Origin of the sequence: Candidatus Accumulibacter meliphilus, assembly GCF_036625345.1 — a bacterium.
Lineage (GTDB): Bacteria > Pseudomonadota > Gammaproteobacteria > Burkholderiales > Rhodocyclaceae > Accumulibacter > Accumulibacter meliphilus.
This window is the reverse complement of record NZ_JAZKTZ010000004.1, coordinates 37518-54069: the sequence shown is the minus strand read 5'-3', so window position 1 is coordinate 54069 and position 16552 is coordinate 37518. Positions and strand designations below refer to the sequence as shown.

Genomic DNA, 16552 nt, shown 5'->3' with positions numbered 1-16552 from the left:
CCTCGATCAATAGTCAAACAGCGCCCACCCACTGGCGCAGGCTGCTCAGAGTTTCAACTCGGCAACCAGCGGCGCGTGATCCGAGCAACGCGCCCACACCAGGCCGTTGGGAACGTGCATGTCGAGGACCTCGAAGCCGCGCACGTAGATGCGGTCCAGGGTCAGCCACGGGGCGAAGCTGGGAAAAGTCCGCGAGACGCCGGCGCCCGACTGCTTGTCGCTGCGCCAGGTGAGCAGCCAGTTGAGCATCGTCTTGGCACGTGATGCGGACCTAGCGGCGACGGCGACCTCCTCGACATCGAGACGGCTGCGCAGCAGGCCGTCGACCCGCTGCTGCCAATCGTTGAAATCACCGGCAATGATCAGCGGCGCATCCGGCGGGACTTCGCGCTGCACCAGGTCAGCCAGAAAAGTGGCTTGCCGAACGCGGCTGCGCTTGATCAGCCCGAGGTGCAGGCAGATCAGATGTACCTCGCTGCCCTGGCCACGGCCGACGCGCATCACGGCGTGCAGCAGGCCGCGCTTCTCGAGCACGTGGTCGGAGATGTCGTGGTTGACGAAGTCGACGATGCGGTGGCGCGAGAGAATGGCGTTGCCGTGATGCCCGTGCGGGTAAACGGCGTTCATGCCGTAGGCGCGATGCGCATAGGTGCCGAACGAAAGATACTCGAGCTGCGTTCCCAGCGGCTGATCGGGGTGATGTGCCAGACGCTCGTTACGGTCCTGGACTTCCTGGAGGAAGACGATGTCGGCGTCGATCGCCTGCAGGGCCTGCCGCACGTCGTGAATGCGCGGCCGGCCACGAATGCCGGTGACGCCTTTGTGGATGTTGTAGGTGGCGACTCTGATATTCACGGTTCGGCACGGCAGATGCCGGTTTGCAAGGGGGTCAAGGGAGGCGCTCGAAGTAGCAATCGGTGAGTGGCGGGTCGTCAAAGGAGTTCGCCCGATCAAAGCCGTTAAGTGGCGGCGCCATTGTCGCACCTGCCCCGTGCCGATGATAGCCATCAGCCAGGAACGCTCATGCCGCCCGCGCGACGTCCAGGGCACGGATCATCGGCGTCCGCCGGTGTTCGTGCGCTGCGCTTCAGTTCAGGTCGATGGCGTGCGGCTTGAGATCGTCGAGGCTCACGACCAGCAGCGCGGCTTCGTTGGTGGCGTTGAGAACCACCTGTGGCGCCTTGCCGGCGAGCAGGGCTTGCTGCCAGCGGGCGGCACAGAGGCACCAACGATCGCCGGGCTGCAGGCCGGCAAATCCGAATTCCGGGCGCGGCGTCGACAAGTCGTTACCGCTGGCCTTGGAGAAGGCGAGGAAGTCGGCGGTGGCGACAACGCAGATGGTATGGCTGCCGAAATCTTCCTCGCTGGTGTTACAGCAACCGTCGCGAAAAAAACCGGTCATCGGATGCTCGCTGCACGCGCCGAGCAGGCCACCGAGGACGTTGCGCTGCTGCCCGCCGCTGTCGTCGGGCTTCATGCCAGCTCGTCGATCCAGGCTTGCTGGATCGCCTCGAGAATTTTTTCGCCACAGTGGCGAGTATCGTCTTCGAAGCCGGGCAAAGCGACGACCCAGTTCATCAGGTCGACGAAGTTGATCTTCAACGGATCGACCTCCGGATGGGCTTCGACGAGCTCGATGGCCAGCTCGTTGATATCGGTCCATTTCATCGCTTGCCTTCCTTGGTCATGTTGATCGAGTAGCGTGGAATCTCGATGGTCAGCGGCGTGTCATTGATCATCGCCTGACACGACAAGCGTGAATTGGGCTCCAGGCCCCAGGCCTTGTCGAGCAGGTCGTCTTCGACTTCGTCGGAAGGCTCGAGGGCGTTGAAACCTTCCCGAACAACGACGTGGCAGGTGGTACAGGCGCAGGACATTTCGCAAGCGTGCTCGACGGCAATGCCGTTTTCGAGCAGGTTCTGGCACAGCGATTCGCCTGGCCGGGCGTCGAACACGGCGCCGTCCGGGCACAGCTCGACGTGCGGCAGGACAATGATCTGGGTCATGCGGTTTCTCCCGTCTTGCTGGCCGCGGAATCGACGTCAAGCTCGTTGATGTTGCGGCCAGCAAAAGCCCGCCGGATCGATTTGTCCATGCGCCGCGCGGCGAAGTCCTTGGTGTCGGCTTCGAGATCGTCCATCGCCAGCATGATCTGGCGGCGGTTGTCGGCGAGCGCTGCGCTCTCGAGCTTGGCGATGTCTTCCTCGACGCGCGCCAACTCGTCGGCCGTCAGCAGTTCGCGGTCGGCGGCGAGCGCCGCGCGCACCGCTTCCAGCAGGCGCTGCGCGTCGACCTGCGATTCCTTCAACGCGCGCCGCTGCGCGTCGTCCTTGACGTGCGTCATCGAGTCCCTGAGCATGCCGGCGATTTCGTCGTCGGCAAGGCCGTACGAAGGTTTGACGATGATGCTCGCTTCAACTCCGGAGGCCTGTTCGCGGGCACTCACCGCCAGCAGACCATCGGCATCAACCTGGAAAGCGACGCGGATGCGCGCCGAGCCGGCGACCATCGGCGGGATGCCGCGCAGCTCGAAACGCGCCAGCGAACGGCAATCGCTGACCAACTCGCGCTCGCCCTGGACGACGTGAATGGCCAGCGCCGTCTGGCCATCGCGGAAAGTCGTAAATTCCTGCGCGCGCGCGGTCGGAATCGTCGCATTGCGGGGAATGATCTTCTCGACCAGGCCACCCATCGTTTCCAGGCCGAGCGACAGCGGAATCACATCGAGCAGCAGCCAGTCGTCACCGGCGGCACGGTTACCGGCCAGCAGATTGGCCTGCGTTGCCGCACCAATGGCCACGACCTTGTCCGGATCGAGATTGTTGAGCGGGTCCTGCCGGAAGAATTCACCCACCGCGCGCTGTACCTGCGGCATGCGCGTCGCACCACCGACCATCACCACGCCCTTGACGTCACCGACCGACAGGCCGGCGTCGCGCAGTGCCTTTTTGACCGGCTGAATGGTCTTGGCAACCAGCGTCTGGCTGATCTCGGCGAAGATCCCGGTGGTCAACTGCAGCTCAACCCGTTCGCCGCTGGTCAGACGCGCGCTGATTGGCGCCGCGCCGTGTACGGTCAGGTATTCCTTGGCTTCGCGCGCCCGTGCCAGCAACATGCTGGCGTCCTCGACCGAGAGGGGTTTGAGATCAGCGGCTTCGATGATCCAGCAGAAGATGCGATGATCGAAATCGTCGCCACCAAGCGCCGAGTCACCGCCAGTCGCCAGAACCTCGAAGATTCCCCGCGACAGCCTGAGAATCGAAATATCGAAAGTGCCACCGCCAAGGTCATAGACGGCATAGACACCCTCCGCGGCATTGTCCAGCCCATAGGCGATCGCTGCCGCCGTCGGTTCGTTGAGCAAGCGCAGCACCGCCAGCCCGGCGAGTTTTGCGGCGTCCTTGGTCGCCTGCCGCTGCGCCTCGTCAAAGTACGCCGGCACGGTGATCACCGCGCCAACCAGCGCGCCGCCCAGCGCCGCTTCGGCACGCAAGCGCAGAACACGCAGGATGTCTGCGGAGACTTCAACCGGACTCTTCACGCCAGCGACGGTATGCAGGCGCAGCATCCCCGGACTGTCCTCGAAGACGTAAGGCATGGCCTGGTGATTGGCGATATCGGCAATGCCGCGGCCCATGAAGCGCTTGACCGAACCAATGGTGTTGCGCGGGTCGAACGCTTGCTGTGCCTGCGCCTCGTAGCCAAGCTCGCTGCTGCCATCGGCCAGATAGCGGACCACCGAGGGCAGCAGCGGACGACCGAGTTCGTCGCGAAGGACGACGGCCAGACCACTGCGTACGGTCGCCACCAGTGAATTGGTCGTCCCGAGGTCGATGCCGACCGCCAGCCGATGCTCGTGCGGCGCTGCTGACTCGCCGGGTTCCGCAATCTGTAATAGCGCCATGAAGAAATCGAGGTCCTGAGACTTGTTACCGGTGTGAGAATAAGTTTTACGACGCAAGGCAAACCAAGGCTACGCGACTGCCTTGCACTTGCTGCCTGGTGTTCAGTAGCCGACTTTTACGCTTCTGTGTTCAGTGTTCACTCTTTTCACTCTTCACAGGCGATCATCGCCTCGTCGAGTTCGACGAGCAGCTTCTCGATGAACATCAGGCGCCGGACGCGATCCGCCGCCTGTTCGAGATCGTGAGCGTCGTCGAATAGCGCGGCAAGCTCGTCATAACGTTGGGCGATGTCGTGTTGCAAGCGATGGTGGAGATGCTCGAGCTCATGGTGCTCGCCCGCCGCGCGCGCTTCGCCAACCGCCTCGCGCCATTCCATCTGTTCAATCAGAAAGTCGGTCGGCATCAAGACATTGTTCTCGCTGCCGACGTCGTGGTCTGATAAGTGCAGCAGGTATCTGGCGCGTGGTAGCGGCTTTTTGAGCGTCTGATAGGCTTCATTGACCCGTGTCGCCCACTGCAAGGAGAGGCGCCGTTCGGCGTCACCAGCGCTCGCAAAGCGGTCGGGGTGAACCCGCGACTGCATCTCCAGGTAGCGCCGGTCGAGCAGCGCCGCATCAAGCCGGAAACTGGCCGGCAGCTCGAACAACGAGAAATGATCGGTGTTGAAGTCCATGCTTTTCAGTCGAGACGCTGGTCGGAGCAGGCCGGCAACGAGCGGTGGTCGACGAAGCCATCAAACCGCCGCCGCTCCGCGCCCTGGGAAATCAAACGTTGAAACTCTCGCCGCAGCCACAGGCGTCCTTGACGTTCGGGTTGTTGAACTTGAAGCCTTCATTGAGCCCCTCGCGCGCGTAGTCCAGTTCGGTGCCGTCGAGGTAAGGCATGCTCTTCGGATCGATTAGCACCCTGACGCCATGCGATTCAAATTCGACATCGTCCGGTTGCGCACTGTCCGCAAACTCGAGCTTGTAGGCCATGCCCGAGCAGCCGCTGGTGCGTACGCCAAGACGCAAACCGATGCCTTTTCCGCGCTTGACCATGAAATTGGCGACGTGGTTGGCGGCCCTTTCAGAAAGCGTCACTGCCATTAAAACCTCCTGCTGTAATCTGCATTTGCGATGTTGCTCTTGCTCGCTTCCGCCCAGTGCTGCGAACTCAAACGGCAGCCTGATCGGCGTGCTTTTTCTTGTAGTCGGCGACCGCCGCCTTGATCGCGTCCTCGGCGAGAATCGAGCAATGGATTTTGACCGGCGGCAGCGCCAGCTCTTCGGCGATCTGCGTATTCTTGATGTCCAGCGCCTGCTCGATGGTCTTGCCCTTGACCCACTCGGTGACCAGCGAAGACGATGCGATTGCCGAACCGCAGCCGTAGGTCTTGAACTTGGCGTCTTCGATGACACCGCCCTTGCCGACCTTGATCTGCAGCTTCATGACGTCGCCACAGGCGGGCGCACCGACCATGCCGGTGGCGATGCCCTCGTCGTCCTTGCCAAACGAACCGACGTTGCGTGGATTCTCATAGTGATCCAGAACTTTTACGCTGTATGCCATGATGATTCTCCTTGATGCCTAATATGCCTTGTCAATGGGCGGCCCACTGGACCGTACTCAAATCGACGCCTTCCTGGACCATTTCCCACAGCGGCGAAAGCTCGCGTAGCCGGCTGATCTTTTCGTGCAGCAGCTTGACCGCGTAGTCGACCTCTTCCTCGGTAGTGAAGCGGCCGAGGGTGAAGCGGATCGAACTGTGCGCCAGTTCATCCTCGCGGCCGAGAGCTCGCAGCACGTAAGAAGGTTCGAGCGAAGCCGAGGTGCAGGCCGATCCGGACGACACCGCCAGATCCTTGACCGCCATCAGCAGTGATTCGCCTTCGACGTAGGCAAAACTGATGTTCAGATTGTGCGGAACACGCTGCTCCATGTCGCCGTTGACATAAACCTCATCAATGTCCGACAGGCCTTTGTAAAGGCGGTCGCGAAGCATGCGGATACGCTCATTCTCGGCTCCCATTTCCACGCGTGCGAGGCGAAAAGCCTCACCCATGCCGACGATCTGATGCGTCGGCAGCGTACCGGAACGGAAGCCACGTTCATGACCGCCGCCATGCATCTGCGCGGTCAGGCGAATGCGCGGCTTGCGGCGCACGTAGAGCGCGCCAATGCCTTTCGGGCCGTAGGTCTTGTGGGCCGAAAAACTCATCAGATCGACTTTCAGCGTCGCCAGATCGATGACCACCTTGCCGGTCGCCTGTGCCGCATCGACGTGGAAGATGATTCCCCTGGCGCGGCAGATTTCGCCGATTTCGGCGATCGGCTGGATGACGCCGATCTCGTTATTGACCATCATCACCGACACCAGGATGGTGTCCGGGCGCAATGCCGCCTTGAAGACTTCGAGGTCGATCAGGCCGTTGTCCTGGACGTCGAGGTAAGTCACTTCGAAACCAAGCCGCTCGAGGTCCCGACAGGTATCGAGCACAGCCTTGTGCTCGGTCTTCACCGTCACCAGGTGCTTGCCCTTGCCGGCGTAGAACTGCGCCGCGCCCTTGAGCGCCAGATTGTTCGACTCGGTGGCCCCCGAGGTCCAGACGATTTCCTTGGCGTCGGCGTTGACCAGCCGGGCCACTTCCTCGCGGGCTTCTTCGACCGCCGCCTCGACTTCCCAGCCGAAGGCATGCGAGCGCGAAGCCGGGTTGCCGAATTTTTCGACCAGATAAGGAATCATCTTGTCGGCGACGCGCGGATCGACCGGCGTGGTGGCCGAATAATCAAGATAGATAGGCAGTTTCAGCATTGCTCTTGCTCCGATGTGTACAGGTTGCGTGTTACGTGCGACTCTTGACTCCTTGTCCTGCGCGTTGGTTCCGCGGCCCACGAGCGCCTGCTGCTCAGACGGCCATCGCCGTCAGTTGCTGCAGCCTGAGGACGGTGGCCTGCAGCGCCGCCAGGAAGCCATCGACCTCGGCGGCGCTATTGCCGGCACCCAGACTGACCCGCACCGCGCCACGTGCCAGTTCGGCCTCGACGCCCATCGCACGCAGCACATGCGAGGGTTCCGGGTTGGCACTGGAACAGGCCGCACCACTGGCCAGTGCATAACCGGCACGGTCGAGATGGCCAACCAGGGTCTCGCCGTCGATGTCGGGAAACGCGAAATAGCTGGTGTTTGGCAAGCGCTCCGCGCCCCTGCCAAAGAGCGTCGACCCGAGGGCGACCAGCCCACTCTCCAATTGCTCACGTAGCGCCAGCAGCCGCGGCGCCACCTCCGCCAGACGCGCCGCCGCCAATTCACAGGCCACGCCGAAACCGACGATTGCCGCCACGTTCTCGGTACCCGACCGCAAGCCACGTTCATGACCGCCGCCAGCGATCAGCGGCTCGATGTCGAGTCGCTTATCGAGCACCAGTGCCGCCGCCCCCTTGGGACCGCCGATCTTGTGTGCCGACAGGCTGAGGGCATTGACGCCAGCGGCGTTGAGCTGGCGAAAATCGACGGCCATCTTGCCCACCGCCTGGACCGCATCGGTATGAAACCAGGCCCCCGCCGCTCTGGCCTGCGTCGCCAGCGAGGCGATGTCCTGCACAACGCCGGTCTCGTTGTTGGCCAGCATCACCGAGACGATGCGCGGTTGCTCGGCGATCAACGCCTGGAAGCTTGCAACATCGACCCGTCCGGCGGCGTCCACCGCCAGCTTGTGCAAGGTCCAGCCGCGCTTGCGGAGTTGCTCGGCGGGCCTGATCACACACGGGTGCTCGATGGCGCTGACTGCCAGCACGCCCGGCTTCAGGCACGCCGCCGCACCCTTGATGAGCAGGTTGTTGGCTTCCGAACCACCACTGGTAAACACCACCTCGCTGGCATGCGCACCGACTGCCGCGGCCACCTTGCTGCGCGCCTCATCGATCGCTCGCCGCGCCGCCCGGCCGTACTCATGACGACTCGAAGCGTTGCCGCAGAGCCCCGAAAGGTAGGGCAACATCGCCTCGACCACCGCCGGATCGGTGGCGGTCGTTGCGTTGTGGTCGAGATAGACGGGAGCGAACACGGCGACGGGCAAAGCTTTCCAGTTTTCGGTCTAGCTACCGACGGCGATTAGTTTGGCGCGCTGGCGCTCGCCTTTCCGCCGCTCATCAGCTGTCCGTCGTTCCTGATGCATGACCGCCACGTCGCCGCCACTCTTGCCGCCCTGCTGCGCGACGAGGTCGGCCAGCGTCACGGAACTCAGATAGTCGAACATCTTGACGTTCAAAGTCGCCCACAGGTCATGAGTCATGCAGCGCTCTTCGTCATGGCAGTTCTCGCGACCACCGCACTGGGTGGCATCGAGCGGCTCATCAACGGCACGAATGATGTCAGCGACGGTCATCGCGCTGGTTGGCCGCGCCAGGCAATAACCGCCACCTGGACCACGCACGCTGCCCACCAACTGATGGCGACGCAACTTGCCGAACAACTGCTCCAGATACGACAGCGAAATCTTCTGACGCTCGCTGATGCCAGCCAGAGACACCGGTCCGTCACCACCGCGCAGAGCCAGGTCAATCATCGCCGTCACTGCAAAACGTCCTTTGGTCGTCAGTCTCATATTTCCTCCTTCGATGCTACAAGTACTAATAATTGTTGATCAAATTACTACACTATTCACTATAGCGAGCGACCGCCTATTAGTCAACTATTTTACTCAGGTATTGCGGGTCGAACCGAGCCGCCGTCGCCAGGTCGCCGTTGACATGCACGCCAGCGTCTTCAAGCTTCTTGAGCAGCAATTCGAAGCGCCGATCGGCTTCCGCCGCATGATCGAGCAGGCCATGAATGGCCTTGGCCAAGGGATCATCCTGATTGGCGGCCAGCGCGTAGGCGGAAAAGCCCAGTTGCCCTGCCATTTGCTCGCGCCTCTGGTCCTGCTCGTTGTCGATGATTCGTGCCGGGTTACCGACCGCGGTCGCCCCACTCGGAACGTTCTTGACGACCACCGCATTGGAGCCGACTTTCGCCGACGCGCCAACCGTAATCGGCCCGAGCACCTGCGCTCCGGCGCCGATCACCACACCGTCCTCCAGCGTCGGATGGCGCTTGCCCTTGTTCCACGAGGTGCCGCCCAGGGTGACACCATGGTAGAGCGTCACGTCGTCACCGATCACCGCCGTTTCGCCGATGACCACTCCCATCCCGTGATCGATGAACATACGCCGGCCGATGGTCGCGCCGGGATGGATTTCGATACCGGTGAAGAAACGTCCGAAGTGCGAAACCAGGCGACCCAGCCAACGCAGACCGCGCGCCCACAGCCAGTGCGCAAGCCGATGCAGGATGATGGCATGCACGCCTGGATAGCAGGTCAGCACCTCCCAGAAAGTGCGCGCGGCAGGATCACGCTTGAAAACTGACTGGATGTCTTCGCGAAGACGGCTGAACATGAAAGGAAAATCCTTGAACGATGACCACGATTATACAATACCGGACTATTTTAGTACACTACTTCGCGGCGCTTCCAAGGCCCTCGCCCGGGGTGTCGCGCGGCGCGCCGCCCGGCGAGGTTTTCCGTTCGACCGCATCGAGCAGGCCGCGCAGGATGTTGATCTCGTCGCGTTCAAGCTCGGCGCGCCCGAACAGACGGCGCAGCTTGGGCAGCAGCCGCCGCGGCCGCTGCGGATCGAGAAAACCGCTGCTGACCATGACCCGTTCGAGGTGCAGATAGAAGCGCTCGACGTCCTCATGTGCCGCTGGCGGCGAGGCAAAAGGGACGGCGCGGGTGACCACCGGCGGATGACCGTCGAAGGCTGCCAGGCGCAGTTCGTAGCACAGCAACTGCACCGCCGAAGCCAGATTCAGCGAGCTGTAGTCGGGATTCGCCGGGATGAACACCGTCCGCTGGCAGCGCTGCACCTCGGCGTTCGACAAGCCAGCCGTCTCGTTGCCGAACAGCAGCGCCACCTCGCCCTCGCCGGCCCTGGAGAGGATGTCCGTCGCCGCCTCGCGCGCCGGCAGCGCCCGCGGCCCGAGGTTGCGGTGCCGCGCCGACAGCGCGTACACCTGCACCGTCCCGGCCAGCGCCTCGTCGAGGCTGCTGCACACCTGCGCCTGTTCGAGAATATCGTCCGCGTCAGCAGCACGCGCCACCGCCTGCGGGTCGGGAAAGCGCTTCGGATTGACCAGTGACAGCCGCGACAAGCCCATGGTCTTCATCGCGCGTGCGGCAGCGCCGATATTGCCTGGGTGACTGGTGTGCGAAAGGACGACACGGATGCGCGCGAACGGCGAACCGGAAGAATGCGACCCTGTGGGCCTGTTCATATTAGAATCGGGGTCCTCTACACCAATCGGGCGGCATCAGCCGCCCGTCGCGTCTTCAAAATCATGCATCCAGCTCTGAACATCATCATCAAGGCGGCGCGTCGCGCCAGCCAGATCATCAACCGTGCGGCACTCGATCTCGAGCATCTGCAGATCACCACCAAGCGCCAGAGCGACTTCGTCACCGAAGTCGACAAAGCGGCCGAGGCGGCGATCATCGACATCCTGCGCGAGGCCTATCCGGAATACGGCATTTTAGCAGAAGAGTCCGGCCTGACCGCCGGTCAGGGCGGCGGCAGCGACTATCAGTGGATCATCGACCCCCTCGATGGCACGACCAATTTCATCCACGGCTTTCCCCAATACGCGATCTCGATCGCCCTCGCCTACCGCGGGCAGGTCACCCAAGCGGTGGTCTATGACCCGCTGCGCAATGAGATGTTTACCGCCAGCAAGGGCGGCGGCGCCTTCCTCAACGACCGCCGCATCCGGGTCAGCAAGTGCCTGAAACTGGAAACCGCCTTGATCGGTACCGGCTTCCCCTACCGCATCTACGACCACATCGACGCCTACCTGAAAATCTTCAAGGAACTGGCGAAGAAGACGGCCGGCATGCGCCGCCCGGGTGCCGCCGCACTCGACCTGGCCTACGTCGCCTGCGGACGCTTCGACGGCTTCTGGGAGTTTGGCCTGTCGCCCTGGGACATGGCCGGCGGCACGCTGCTGATCTCGGAAGCCGGCGGTCTGGTCAGCGACCTCGGCGGCAACGAAACCTATCTGCAATCCGGCAACCTGGTCGCCGGTACGCCGAAAGTCTTCGCGCAATTGCTGCAGGTGATCGATAGCCACCGCACGCCGGGGCTGGAGGCGTGAGAGGTGAGATGTGAGATCGGTGCGGAATATCGCCCTGCGGCAGACAGCTTCTACTGCCACCCGGCGTTCCGCTAACGGTCATGACATGGCGAGATACGCCGGATCATGAAAGTCATGACCGCCCCCCTCTTCCCCCGGCCCTTCTCCCGCCCAATCCCCTACCAGCGTTGAAAACTAGTCAGCGGGCAAGCACCGACAAGGCATCGTGATAATCGTATTTGAGGTCGTCGGCGACCTCGCGGCAGGTAACTTTGCCGAAAGCGACGTTGAGACCGTTGCGCAGATGCTCGCTGTCCTGCAGCGCCTGCCGCCAGCCCTTGTCGGCGATCTGCAGCGCGAAAGGCAGGGTCGCATTGTTGAGTGCGTAGGTCGAAGTGTTCGGAACGCCACCCGGCATGTTGGCGACGCAATAGTGCACCACGCCGCCGACCACGTAGGTCGGGTCGGCGTGCGTCGTCGCCTTGGCGGTCTCGCAGCAGCCCCCCTGGTCGATGGCCACGTCGACGATCACTGACCCGGGCTTCATCTCATTGACCAGATCGCGAGTGATCAACTTTGGTGCCGCGGCACCCGGGATCAGCACGCCACCGATGACCAGATCGGCGGTCAGCACGTGCTGCTCGACATTATCCCGGTTTGAAAAAACGGTGATCACGCGCGCGCCGAGCTGGCGATCGAGGCGCCGCAGGACGTCGAGGCTGCGGTCGATGACCACCACCTGCGCACCCGTGCCGACGGCGATCTGCGCGGCGTTCGAACCGACGACACCGCCGCCGAGGATGACGATTTTCGCCGACGGTACACCGGCGACGCCGCCGAGCAGGATGCCCATGCCGCCGTGCGCTTTCTCGAGGCAATAGGCGCCGGCCTGGATCGACAGGCGTCCGGCGACTTCCGACATCGGCGCCAGCAAGGGCAGGCCGCCGCCCGGCTGGGTGACCGTTTCGTAGGCGATGCAAACGGCGCCGCTGCTGACCAGATCCGCACACTGTGCGGGATCGGGCGCGAGATGCAGGTAGGTGTAGAGGATCTGCCCTTCGCGCAGCATGGCGCGTTCGCCGGCCTGCGGCTCCTTGACCTTGATGATCATTTCGGCCTTGGCAAAAATCTCCGCGGCGGTCGCGGCAATCGTTGCTCCGGCCTTCTCGTAAACCTCGTCAGCGGCACCGATGCCAGCGCCGGCGCCGGTTTCAACAGTCACCGGATGACCGTGCTCGACCATCTCGCGCACCGACGACGGGGTCAGGCCGACACGGTATTCGTGGTTCTTTATCTCCTTGGGTACGCCGATGTGCATCGCTGTCTCCTTATGATGATATTGGAGCCGCTTATCTTAGGCGATTTCGGTATGGCGGGCGGGCTTTTTGCGTGTCATGCAGTTGCCCGTTCGGCACACCCCCGGCACACGCCCGGGAGGCTCGCCTGCGGGACTCACCGCTCGAGAACCCGTCCCGCCGCGCGACATCGGCGCGCCAGCGCCAAGGCCTGTGCATGCCTATCGCCGCTGCGCGCTTGCGTATAAACTGCCACTCCCGAACCCGGCGACTTGCCCCCCACCGATTGCCGAAGCCGATGACCCGCAACGATCGCGACAGCAACAATCGCACGCCAGCTCCGGACAGTACCGGCCCGGCGCTCCCCGCCGCGGCCGCGACGATCGCTGCGGAGCTGGCGGGCTTTCGCCGTGACATGCTGCGTTTTGCCGTCCTGCAGTTGCGCGATCAGGCAAGCGCCGAAGACGCCGTGCAGGAAACCATGCTCGCCGCGCTTGAAGGCGCGGCTCGCTTTGCCGAGCGCGCCAAGCTGAAAACCTGGGTGTTCTCGATTTTACGCAACAAGATCGTCGACATCATCCGACGACGGGTTCGCGAACCGATCCACGAAGCAGCCGAGCAGGAAATCGACGACGCCGATTTCGATCCGCTGTTCAAGAGCAATGGTCACTGGCAACGCGATGCGCGGCCTTCGGACTGGGGAAATCCGGAAAAAACTTTCGAAAACCGCAACTTCTGGGCAGTCTTCGACGCCTGCCTGCAGCGCCTGCCGCCGACCACCGCGCGCGTCTTCATGATGCGCGAAATGCTCGGCCTGGAAACCAACGAAATCTGCCAGGAACTGTCGATGAGCAGCAGCAATTGCTGGGTCGTGCTGCATCGCGCACGCATGGGACTACGCCTGTGCCTCGAACAGAAGTGGTTCGGCAGCGGAGAACGAGGCGGTCGATGAGCGACCAAGAAGCGAGCAAGCGAATGGCAGCAACGCCGCGGCAAGCAGCAACGGCCCGCGATCAGGTGCCGACAACGCCCCCATCCGCGCGCCTGATCACCAGTGTCGCCGAACGCGGTCGGCCTCCGGTGACGCCGGCAAACTGGTTGGCCGGCCATTCTGATCCGGCCAGCGGCGCCGACGGCGACGAACGCCCACCGGCCGCTTCACCAGGATGCTGGACGTTGATGAACAGACTGCGTGCATCCGGCGTGGCGCTGATGCCGGTGATCTCGCAGGCTTTCGGTCCGGTCAGGAAGCGCCGTATCTCACCGCTGGCGACGTCGGCAACGAGCATCTGATTGTTACCGAGCCGCTGGTAGTCGCCACGATTCGCAACGCTGCCGGAAACGTCGGTCTGGATCCAGAGGCGACCGGCGCGATCGAACCACAGGCCGTCCGGGCTGGCGAAAGCATCGCCTTTGATGTTCCCGCGCTTGGCCGGATCAGGATTTTCGGGGTCGCCACAGAGCACGAAAACATCCCAGTCAAAAGCAGCAGCCGCCGCATCCGCCTGTTCCTCGCGCCAGCGAATGATGTGCCCAAAAGCGTTCCCTGCGCGGGGATTCGCGGCGTTGGCGGTCACGCGCTTGCGGTTGTTGGTCAGCGTGCAATACACCTCGCCACTCTGCGGATCGACGGCCAGCCATTCCGGGCGGTCCATCGTCGTTGCGCCGACGAGATCGGCGGCCTGGCGTGTACGAATCAGGATGTCGGCCTGATCAGCGAAGCCACTAGCCTCGTCGAGACCATTCTGCCCGTGCTGCAGGGCCAGCCAGCGACCTTTGCCGTCAGCATCGAAGCGCGCCACATACAGCGTCCCGACGTCGAGCAGACGGCCTCCAGAAGCGGGATCTCCGGCAGCGAAGCGATCGCTGGAGACGAACTTGTAAAGGTATTCGAAAGCCTGGTCGTCGCTCATGTAGACCACGACACGGCCGTCGCTGGCCAGCGTAAGCGTGGCACATTCGTGCTTGAAGCGACCGAGGGCGGTACGCTTGACAGGCGCCTGCGCAGGTTTCCAGGGATCGATTTCGACCACCCAGCCAAAACGATTGGCTTCATTCGCCTCGCTCGCCACATCGAAGCGACTGTCGTACTCGTGCCAGCGGAAGCCGGCACCCTTGGCGCGAATGCCATAACGCTTCTGATCGGCGGTCGGCTCGACAAGGCCGTTGAAATAGCCGTCGAAGTTCTCTTCACAGGTGAGGTAAGTGCCCCACGGAGTGTGCCCCATCGCGCAATTGGCCAGCGTCCCGAAGACGACGTTGCCACGCCGGTCGTCGCCGGTGCGCATGCCTGGCGCGCCGGCCGCCGGACCGGCGATGCGTGTCGGCGTGCGCGCGCTTATCCGACGCGCGTACCGAGACGGCCGCACGAGCTGCCAGCGAAACTCGCCGCCGCTCTCCTTGAGCTCAACTTCGATTACTGACACGCCATGCGCGTTCTGGGACTTGCGCGTCTTCTCCTGGCTCCAGTCGGCCATCCCGTCGGGATGCAGAAGCCCGTCGTCCGTGTATTCGTGATTGATGCACAGCAGGCCGTGCGTCGACGAGGGCTTGCCGTCCTCGAGCCAGGGAAAGAAGTGCATGCCGTCATGATGCATACCGGCCTGCTCGGCCTGCTCGCTGGCGCCGTTGCCCGCATCGGCGCGGAACGCCGGTCCGTCCGAGATCGGGTCACCCCAGGCGTAGAGCAGCTGCACCGAGTAGCCATCGGGAACGCGCACGATATCGTCGCTCGAAAGGCTGATTGGCGTAAAACCAATACCCGGTCGGACCGTCGGCCCGGCCAGCACCGGCAGGCCGAACAAGGACAGTGCGGCACTACCAAGACCGGCCTGAAGCAGCCGCCGCCGCGTCGTGGCGGTGCCCGAAAGCGCTGTGAGAAGCTGCACGAAGTATGGGTTCGCGCTTTCGTTACTGATCAGATCCTTGTCCATTGCTTGCGTCGGTCCGGGTTTGACGGAAAGGAGCGATTATCGCTCAGTGCGCCACAAAGCCGTCATCGCTGATGAAACACGCGCCTCCCGAATAGGCGCACAAGCTGTTCGCTGGCGGCTGATCTAGGCAGCGCGGTGTTGCTGGTGCTGCCGCTTCTGCTCTTCAACATGGCGCCGCAAGACGTCGTTCATGCGCGTCTGCCAACCATCGCCGCTGGCCTTGAAGTAATCGAGAACTTCCGGGCTATAGCGTACGGTCACCGCCACCTTGGTCGGCAGCTTCTGCGGGCCAGTATGATCCGCACGGCCAACTGCTGGGACCACGCTGTCATGGAGCGCTTCTTCCTGAATGTCAAGATGGAGCGCGTCTGACCGAAGACCTATGCCAACCATGCGGGGAGGCCACTCGCGACGTGACCGATTACATCGTCGGCTTCGACAACCGCGTCCGCCTGTGTTACGTCCGCCGCTCTCCAGTAACTGACGGCGTCGCCTATCCCATGAACGGCGAGAGCGAAGGAAGGCGTGCTGCCTGAACGAGGCTGGGACGACGTGAACGAAAGATGGGCCGGGACACCTCTGTTATCGTGGGAAGTTATCAAGACAACCGAGATAGAAGAGAGCCCAGCCCATGCAGCGAATTGTAGCCGGCATCGACACGATCGAGCAGCATCTTGAGGCCGTCAGGCAAGCCCCCGAAGTGTATCGGCCGCCGTGCTGCCCGCATTGCGGGCTCAAGATCCTTTGGCCACACGGGCACTATGAGCGCAAGGCCGACCGACGAGCCGGGCAGGTTTCCCTCAACCCGATACCGATCTGCCGCTACCGTTGCTCTGGTTGTCGGCGCACCTGTTCACGTCTGCCGGCGTGCATCGCACCGCGCCGCTGGTATGACTGGTCGGTGCAGCAAGCCCACCTCGAACGGCAGTTGAGCGAACGCTCCGATCGGCGCCGTGCACTCGGCAGCCTGCCGGACCGGCGTACCGCCGGTCGCTGGTGGGACTGGCTACAGAAGAGCAGCCTGCTGTTCGAGTTTCACCTGCGCGCCCGCTGTGCCGAACTCGGGCGGGCCGCCGACTTCGGCGCTTTCTGGCGTCGGGTATTCGAATCCATGGGCCTGGTGCAAGCCATGACCCTCCTTGATCAAGAGCTGAACATCCCGTGATGTCCTGATCCTGAACGAGCGGCGGACAGGGCAGACCCCGCCCGGGCGGGGTCCCCACACAGTTTGCTCCTGTCATTATCCGGGTCCTTCTGGTTTGATCACCTCTC

At 63.1% G+C, this 16552-nt stretch carries 19 protein-coding genes and 1 pseudogene; 4 read left to right on the top strand and 16 right to left on the bottom strand.

Annotated features, from left to right (window positions below):
* Nucleotides 1-45 precede the first annotated feature (45 nt).
* From V5B40_RS09060 to V5B40_RS09000, 13 genes are all read right to left on the bottom strand, one after another.
* A complete protein-coding gene (locus V5B40_RS09060; protein WP_332354216.1) occupies nt 46-855 on the bottom strand; it encodes an endonuclease/exonuclease/phosphatase family protein in 810 nt (269 codons plus the stop codon).
* A gap of 232 nt (nt 856-1087) precedes the next feature.
* Nucleotides 1088-1477 carry a DUF2237 family protein gene (locus V5B40_RS09055; RefSeq protein WP_291996273.1) on the bottom strand — a complete coding sequence of 130 codons (390 nt, stop codon included), beginning with the start codon at nt 1475-1477 and terminating at the stop codon, nt 1088-1090.
* Nucleotides 1474-1668 carry a Fe-S cluster assembly protein IscX gene (gene iscX, locus V5B40_RS09050; protein WP_291996272.1) on the bottom strand — a complete coding sequence of 65 codons (195 nt, stop codon included), beginning with the start codon at nt 1666-1668 and terminating at the stop codon, nt 1474-1476. The genes V5B40_RS09055 and iscX overlap by 4 nt, the downstream gene beginning before the upstream one ends.
* The gene (fdx, locus tag V5B40_RS09045; RefSeq protein WP_332354215.1) at nt 1665-2006 is read right to left on the bottom strand and encodes an ISC system 2Fe-2S type ferredoxin; all 342 of its coding nucleotides are present in this window, start codon (nt 2004-2006) and stop codon (nt 1665-1667) included. Before fdx ends, iscX begins: the two co-directional genes overlap by 4 nt.
* The gene (gene hscA, locus V5B40_RS09040) at nt 2003-3904 is read right to left on the bottom strand and encodes a Fe-S protein assembly chaperone HscA (protein ID WP_332354214.1); all 1902 of its coding nucleotides are present in this window, start codon (nt 3902-3904) and stop codon (nt 2003-2005) included. The genes fdx and hscA overlap by 4 nt, the downstream gene beginning before the upstream one ends.
* 146 nt (nt 3905-4050) lie before the next feature.
* The gene (gene hscB, locus V5B40_RS09035; protein WP_332354213.1) at nt 4051-4578 is read right to left on the bottom strand and encodes a Fe-S protein assembly co-chaperone HscB; all 528 of its coding nucleotides are present in this window, start codon (nt 4576-4578) and stop codon (nt 4051-4053) included.
* A gap of 91 nt (nt 4579-4669) precedes the next feature.
* Nucleotides 4670-4993, bottom strand: coding sequence for an iron-sulfur cluster assembly protein IscA (gene iscA / locus V5B40_RS09030; RefSeq protein ID WP_332354212.1), 324 nt, complete (start codon nt 4991-4993; stop codon nt 4670-4672).
* Nucleotides 4994-5060: 67 nt separating this feature from the next.
* Complete coding sequence (gene iscU, locus V5B40_RS09025) at nt 5061-5456, bottom strand: Fe-S cluster assembly scaffold IscU (protein ID WP_169067956.1); 396 nt, start codon at nt 5454-5456, stop codon at nt 5061-5063.
* 31 nt (nt 5457-5487) lie between these two features.
* Entirely contained in the window at nt 5488-6699 is a 1212-nt protein-coding gene (locus V5B40_RS09020; RefSeq protein WP_332354211.1) for an IscS subfamily cysteine desulfurase, read from the bottom strand.
* Between the two features lie 94 nt (nt 6700-6793).
* Entirely contained in the window at nt 6794-7951 is a 1158-nt protein-coding gene (locus V5B40_RS09015) for a cysteine desulfurase family protein (protein WP_332354539.1), read from the bottom strand.
* Between the two features lie 30 nt (nt 7952-7981).
* Complete coding sequence (gene iscR, locus V5B40_RS09010) at nt 7982-8491, bottom strand: Fe-S cluster assembly transcriptional regulator IscR (protein WP_332354210.1); 510 nt, start codon at nt 8489-8491, stop codon at nt 7982-7984.
* A gap of 79 nt (nt 8492-8570) precedes the next feature.
* On the bottom strand, nt 8571-9323 hold the full coding sequence (gene cysE / locus V5B40_RS09005) for a serine O-acetyltransferase (RefSeq protein WP_332354209.1): 753 nt from the start codon (nt 9321-9323) through the stop codon (nt 8571-8573).
* Between the two features lie 58 nt (nt 9324-9381).
* On the bottom strand, nt 9382-10200 hold the full coding sequence (locus V5B40_RS09000; protein ID WP_332354208.1) for an RNA methyltransferase: 819 nt from the start codon (nt 10198-10200) through the stop codon (nt 9382-9384).
* Nucleotides 10201-10263: 63 nt separating this feature from the next.
* Here V5B40_RS09000 and V5B40_RS08995 point away from each other — a divergent pair, with 63 nt between their 5' ends.
* Complete coding sequence (locus tag V5B40_RS08995) at nt 10264-11073, top strand: inositol monophosphatase family protein (RefSeq protein ID WP_332354207.1); 810 nt, start codon at nt 10264-10266, stop codon at nt 11071-11073.
* Between the two features lie 178 nt (nt 11074-11251).
* Here the strand turns inward: V5B40_RS08995 and ald are convergent, their stop codons facing one another.
* The gene (gene ald, locus V5B40_RS08990; protein WP_332354206.1) at nt 11252-12370 is read right to left on the bottom strand and encodes an alanine dehydrogenase; all 1119 of its coding nucleotides are present in this window, start codon (nt 12368-12370) and stop codon (nt 11252-11254) included.
* Between the two features lie 275 nt (nt 12371-12645).
* Between ald and V5B40_RS08985 the strand changes: the two genes are divergently transcribed.
* Nucleotides 12646-13299, top strand: coding sequence for a sigma-70 family RNA polymerase sigma factor (locus V5B40_RS08985; protein WP_332354205.1), 654 nt, complete (start codon nt 12646-12648; stop codon nt 13297-13299).
* Nucleotides 13300-13360: 61 nt separating this feature from the next.
* Here the strand turns inward: V5B40_RS08985 and V5B40_RS08980 are convergent, their stop codons facing one another.
* Entirely contained in the window at nt 13361-15280 is a 1920-nt protein-coding gene (locus V5B40_RS08980; RefSeq protein ID WP_332354204.1) for a PhoX family protein, read from the bottom strand.
* A gap of 123 nt (nt 15281-15403) precedes the next feature.
* Nucleotides 15404-15541 carry a BrnA antitoxin family protein gene (locus tag V5B40_RS08975; RefSeq protein ID WP_434735859.1) on the bottom strand — a complete coding sequence of 46 codons (138 nt, stop codon included), beginning with the start codon at nt 15539-15541 and terminating at the stop codon, nt 15404-15406.
* A 12-nt stretch (nt 15542-15553) separates the two neighbouring features.
* Between V5B40_RS08975 and V5B40_RS08970 the strand changes: the two are divergent.
* A pseudogene (locus V5B40_RS08970) lies at nt 15554-15816 on the top strand (hypothetical protein); the annotation flags it as partial.
* A 95-nt stretch (nt 15817-15911) separates the two neighbouring features.
* Entirely contained in the window at nt 15912-16445 is a 534-nt protein-coding gene (locus V5B40_RS08965; protein WP_332353731.1) for a DUF6431 domain-containing protein, read from the top strand.
* Nucleotides 16446-16552: the final 107 nt, after the last annotated feature.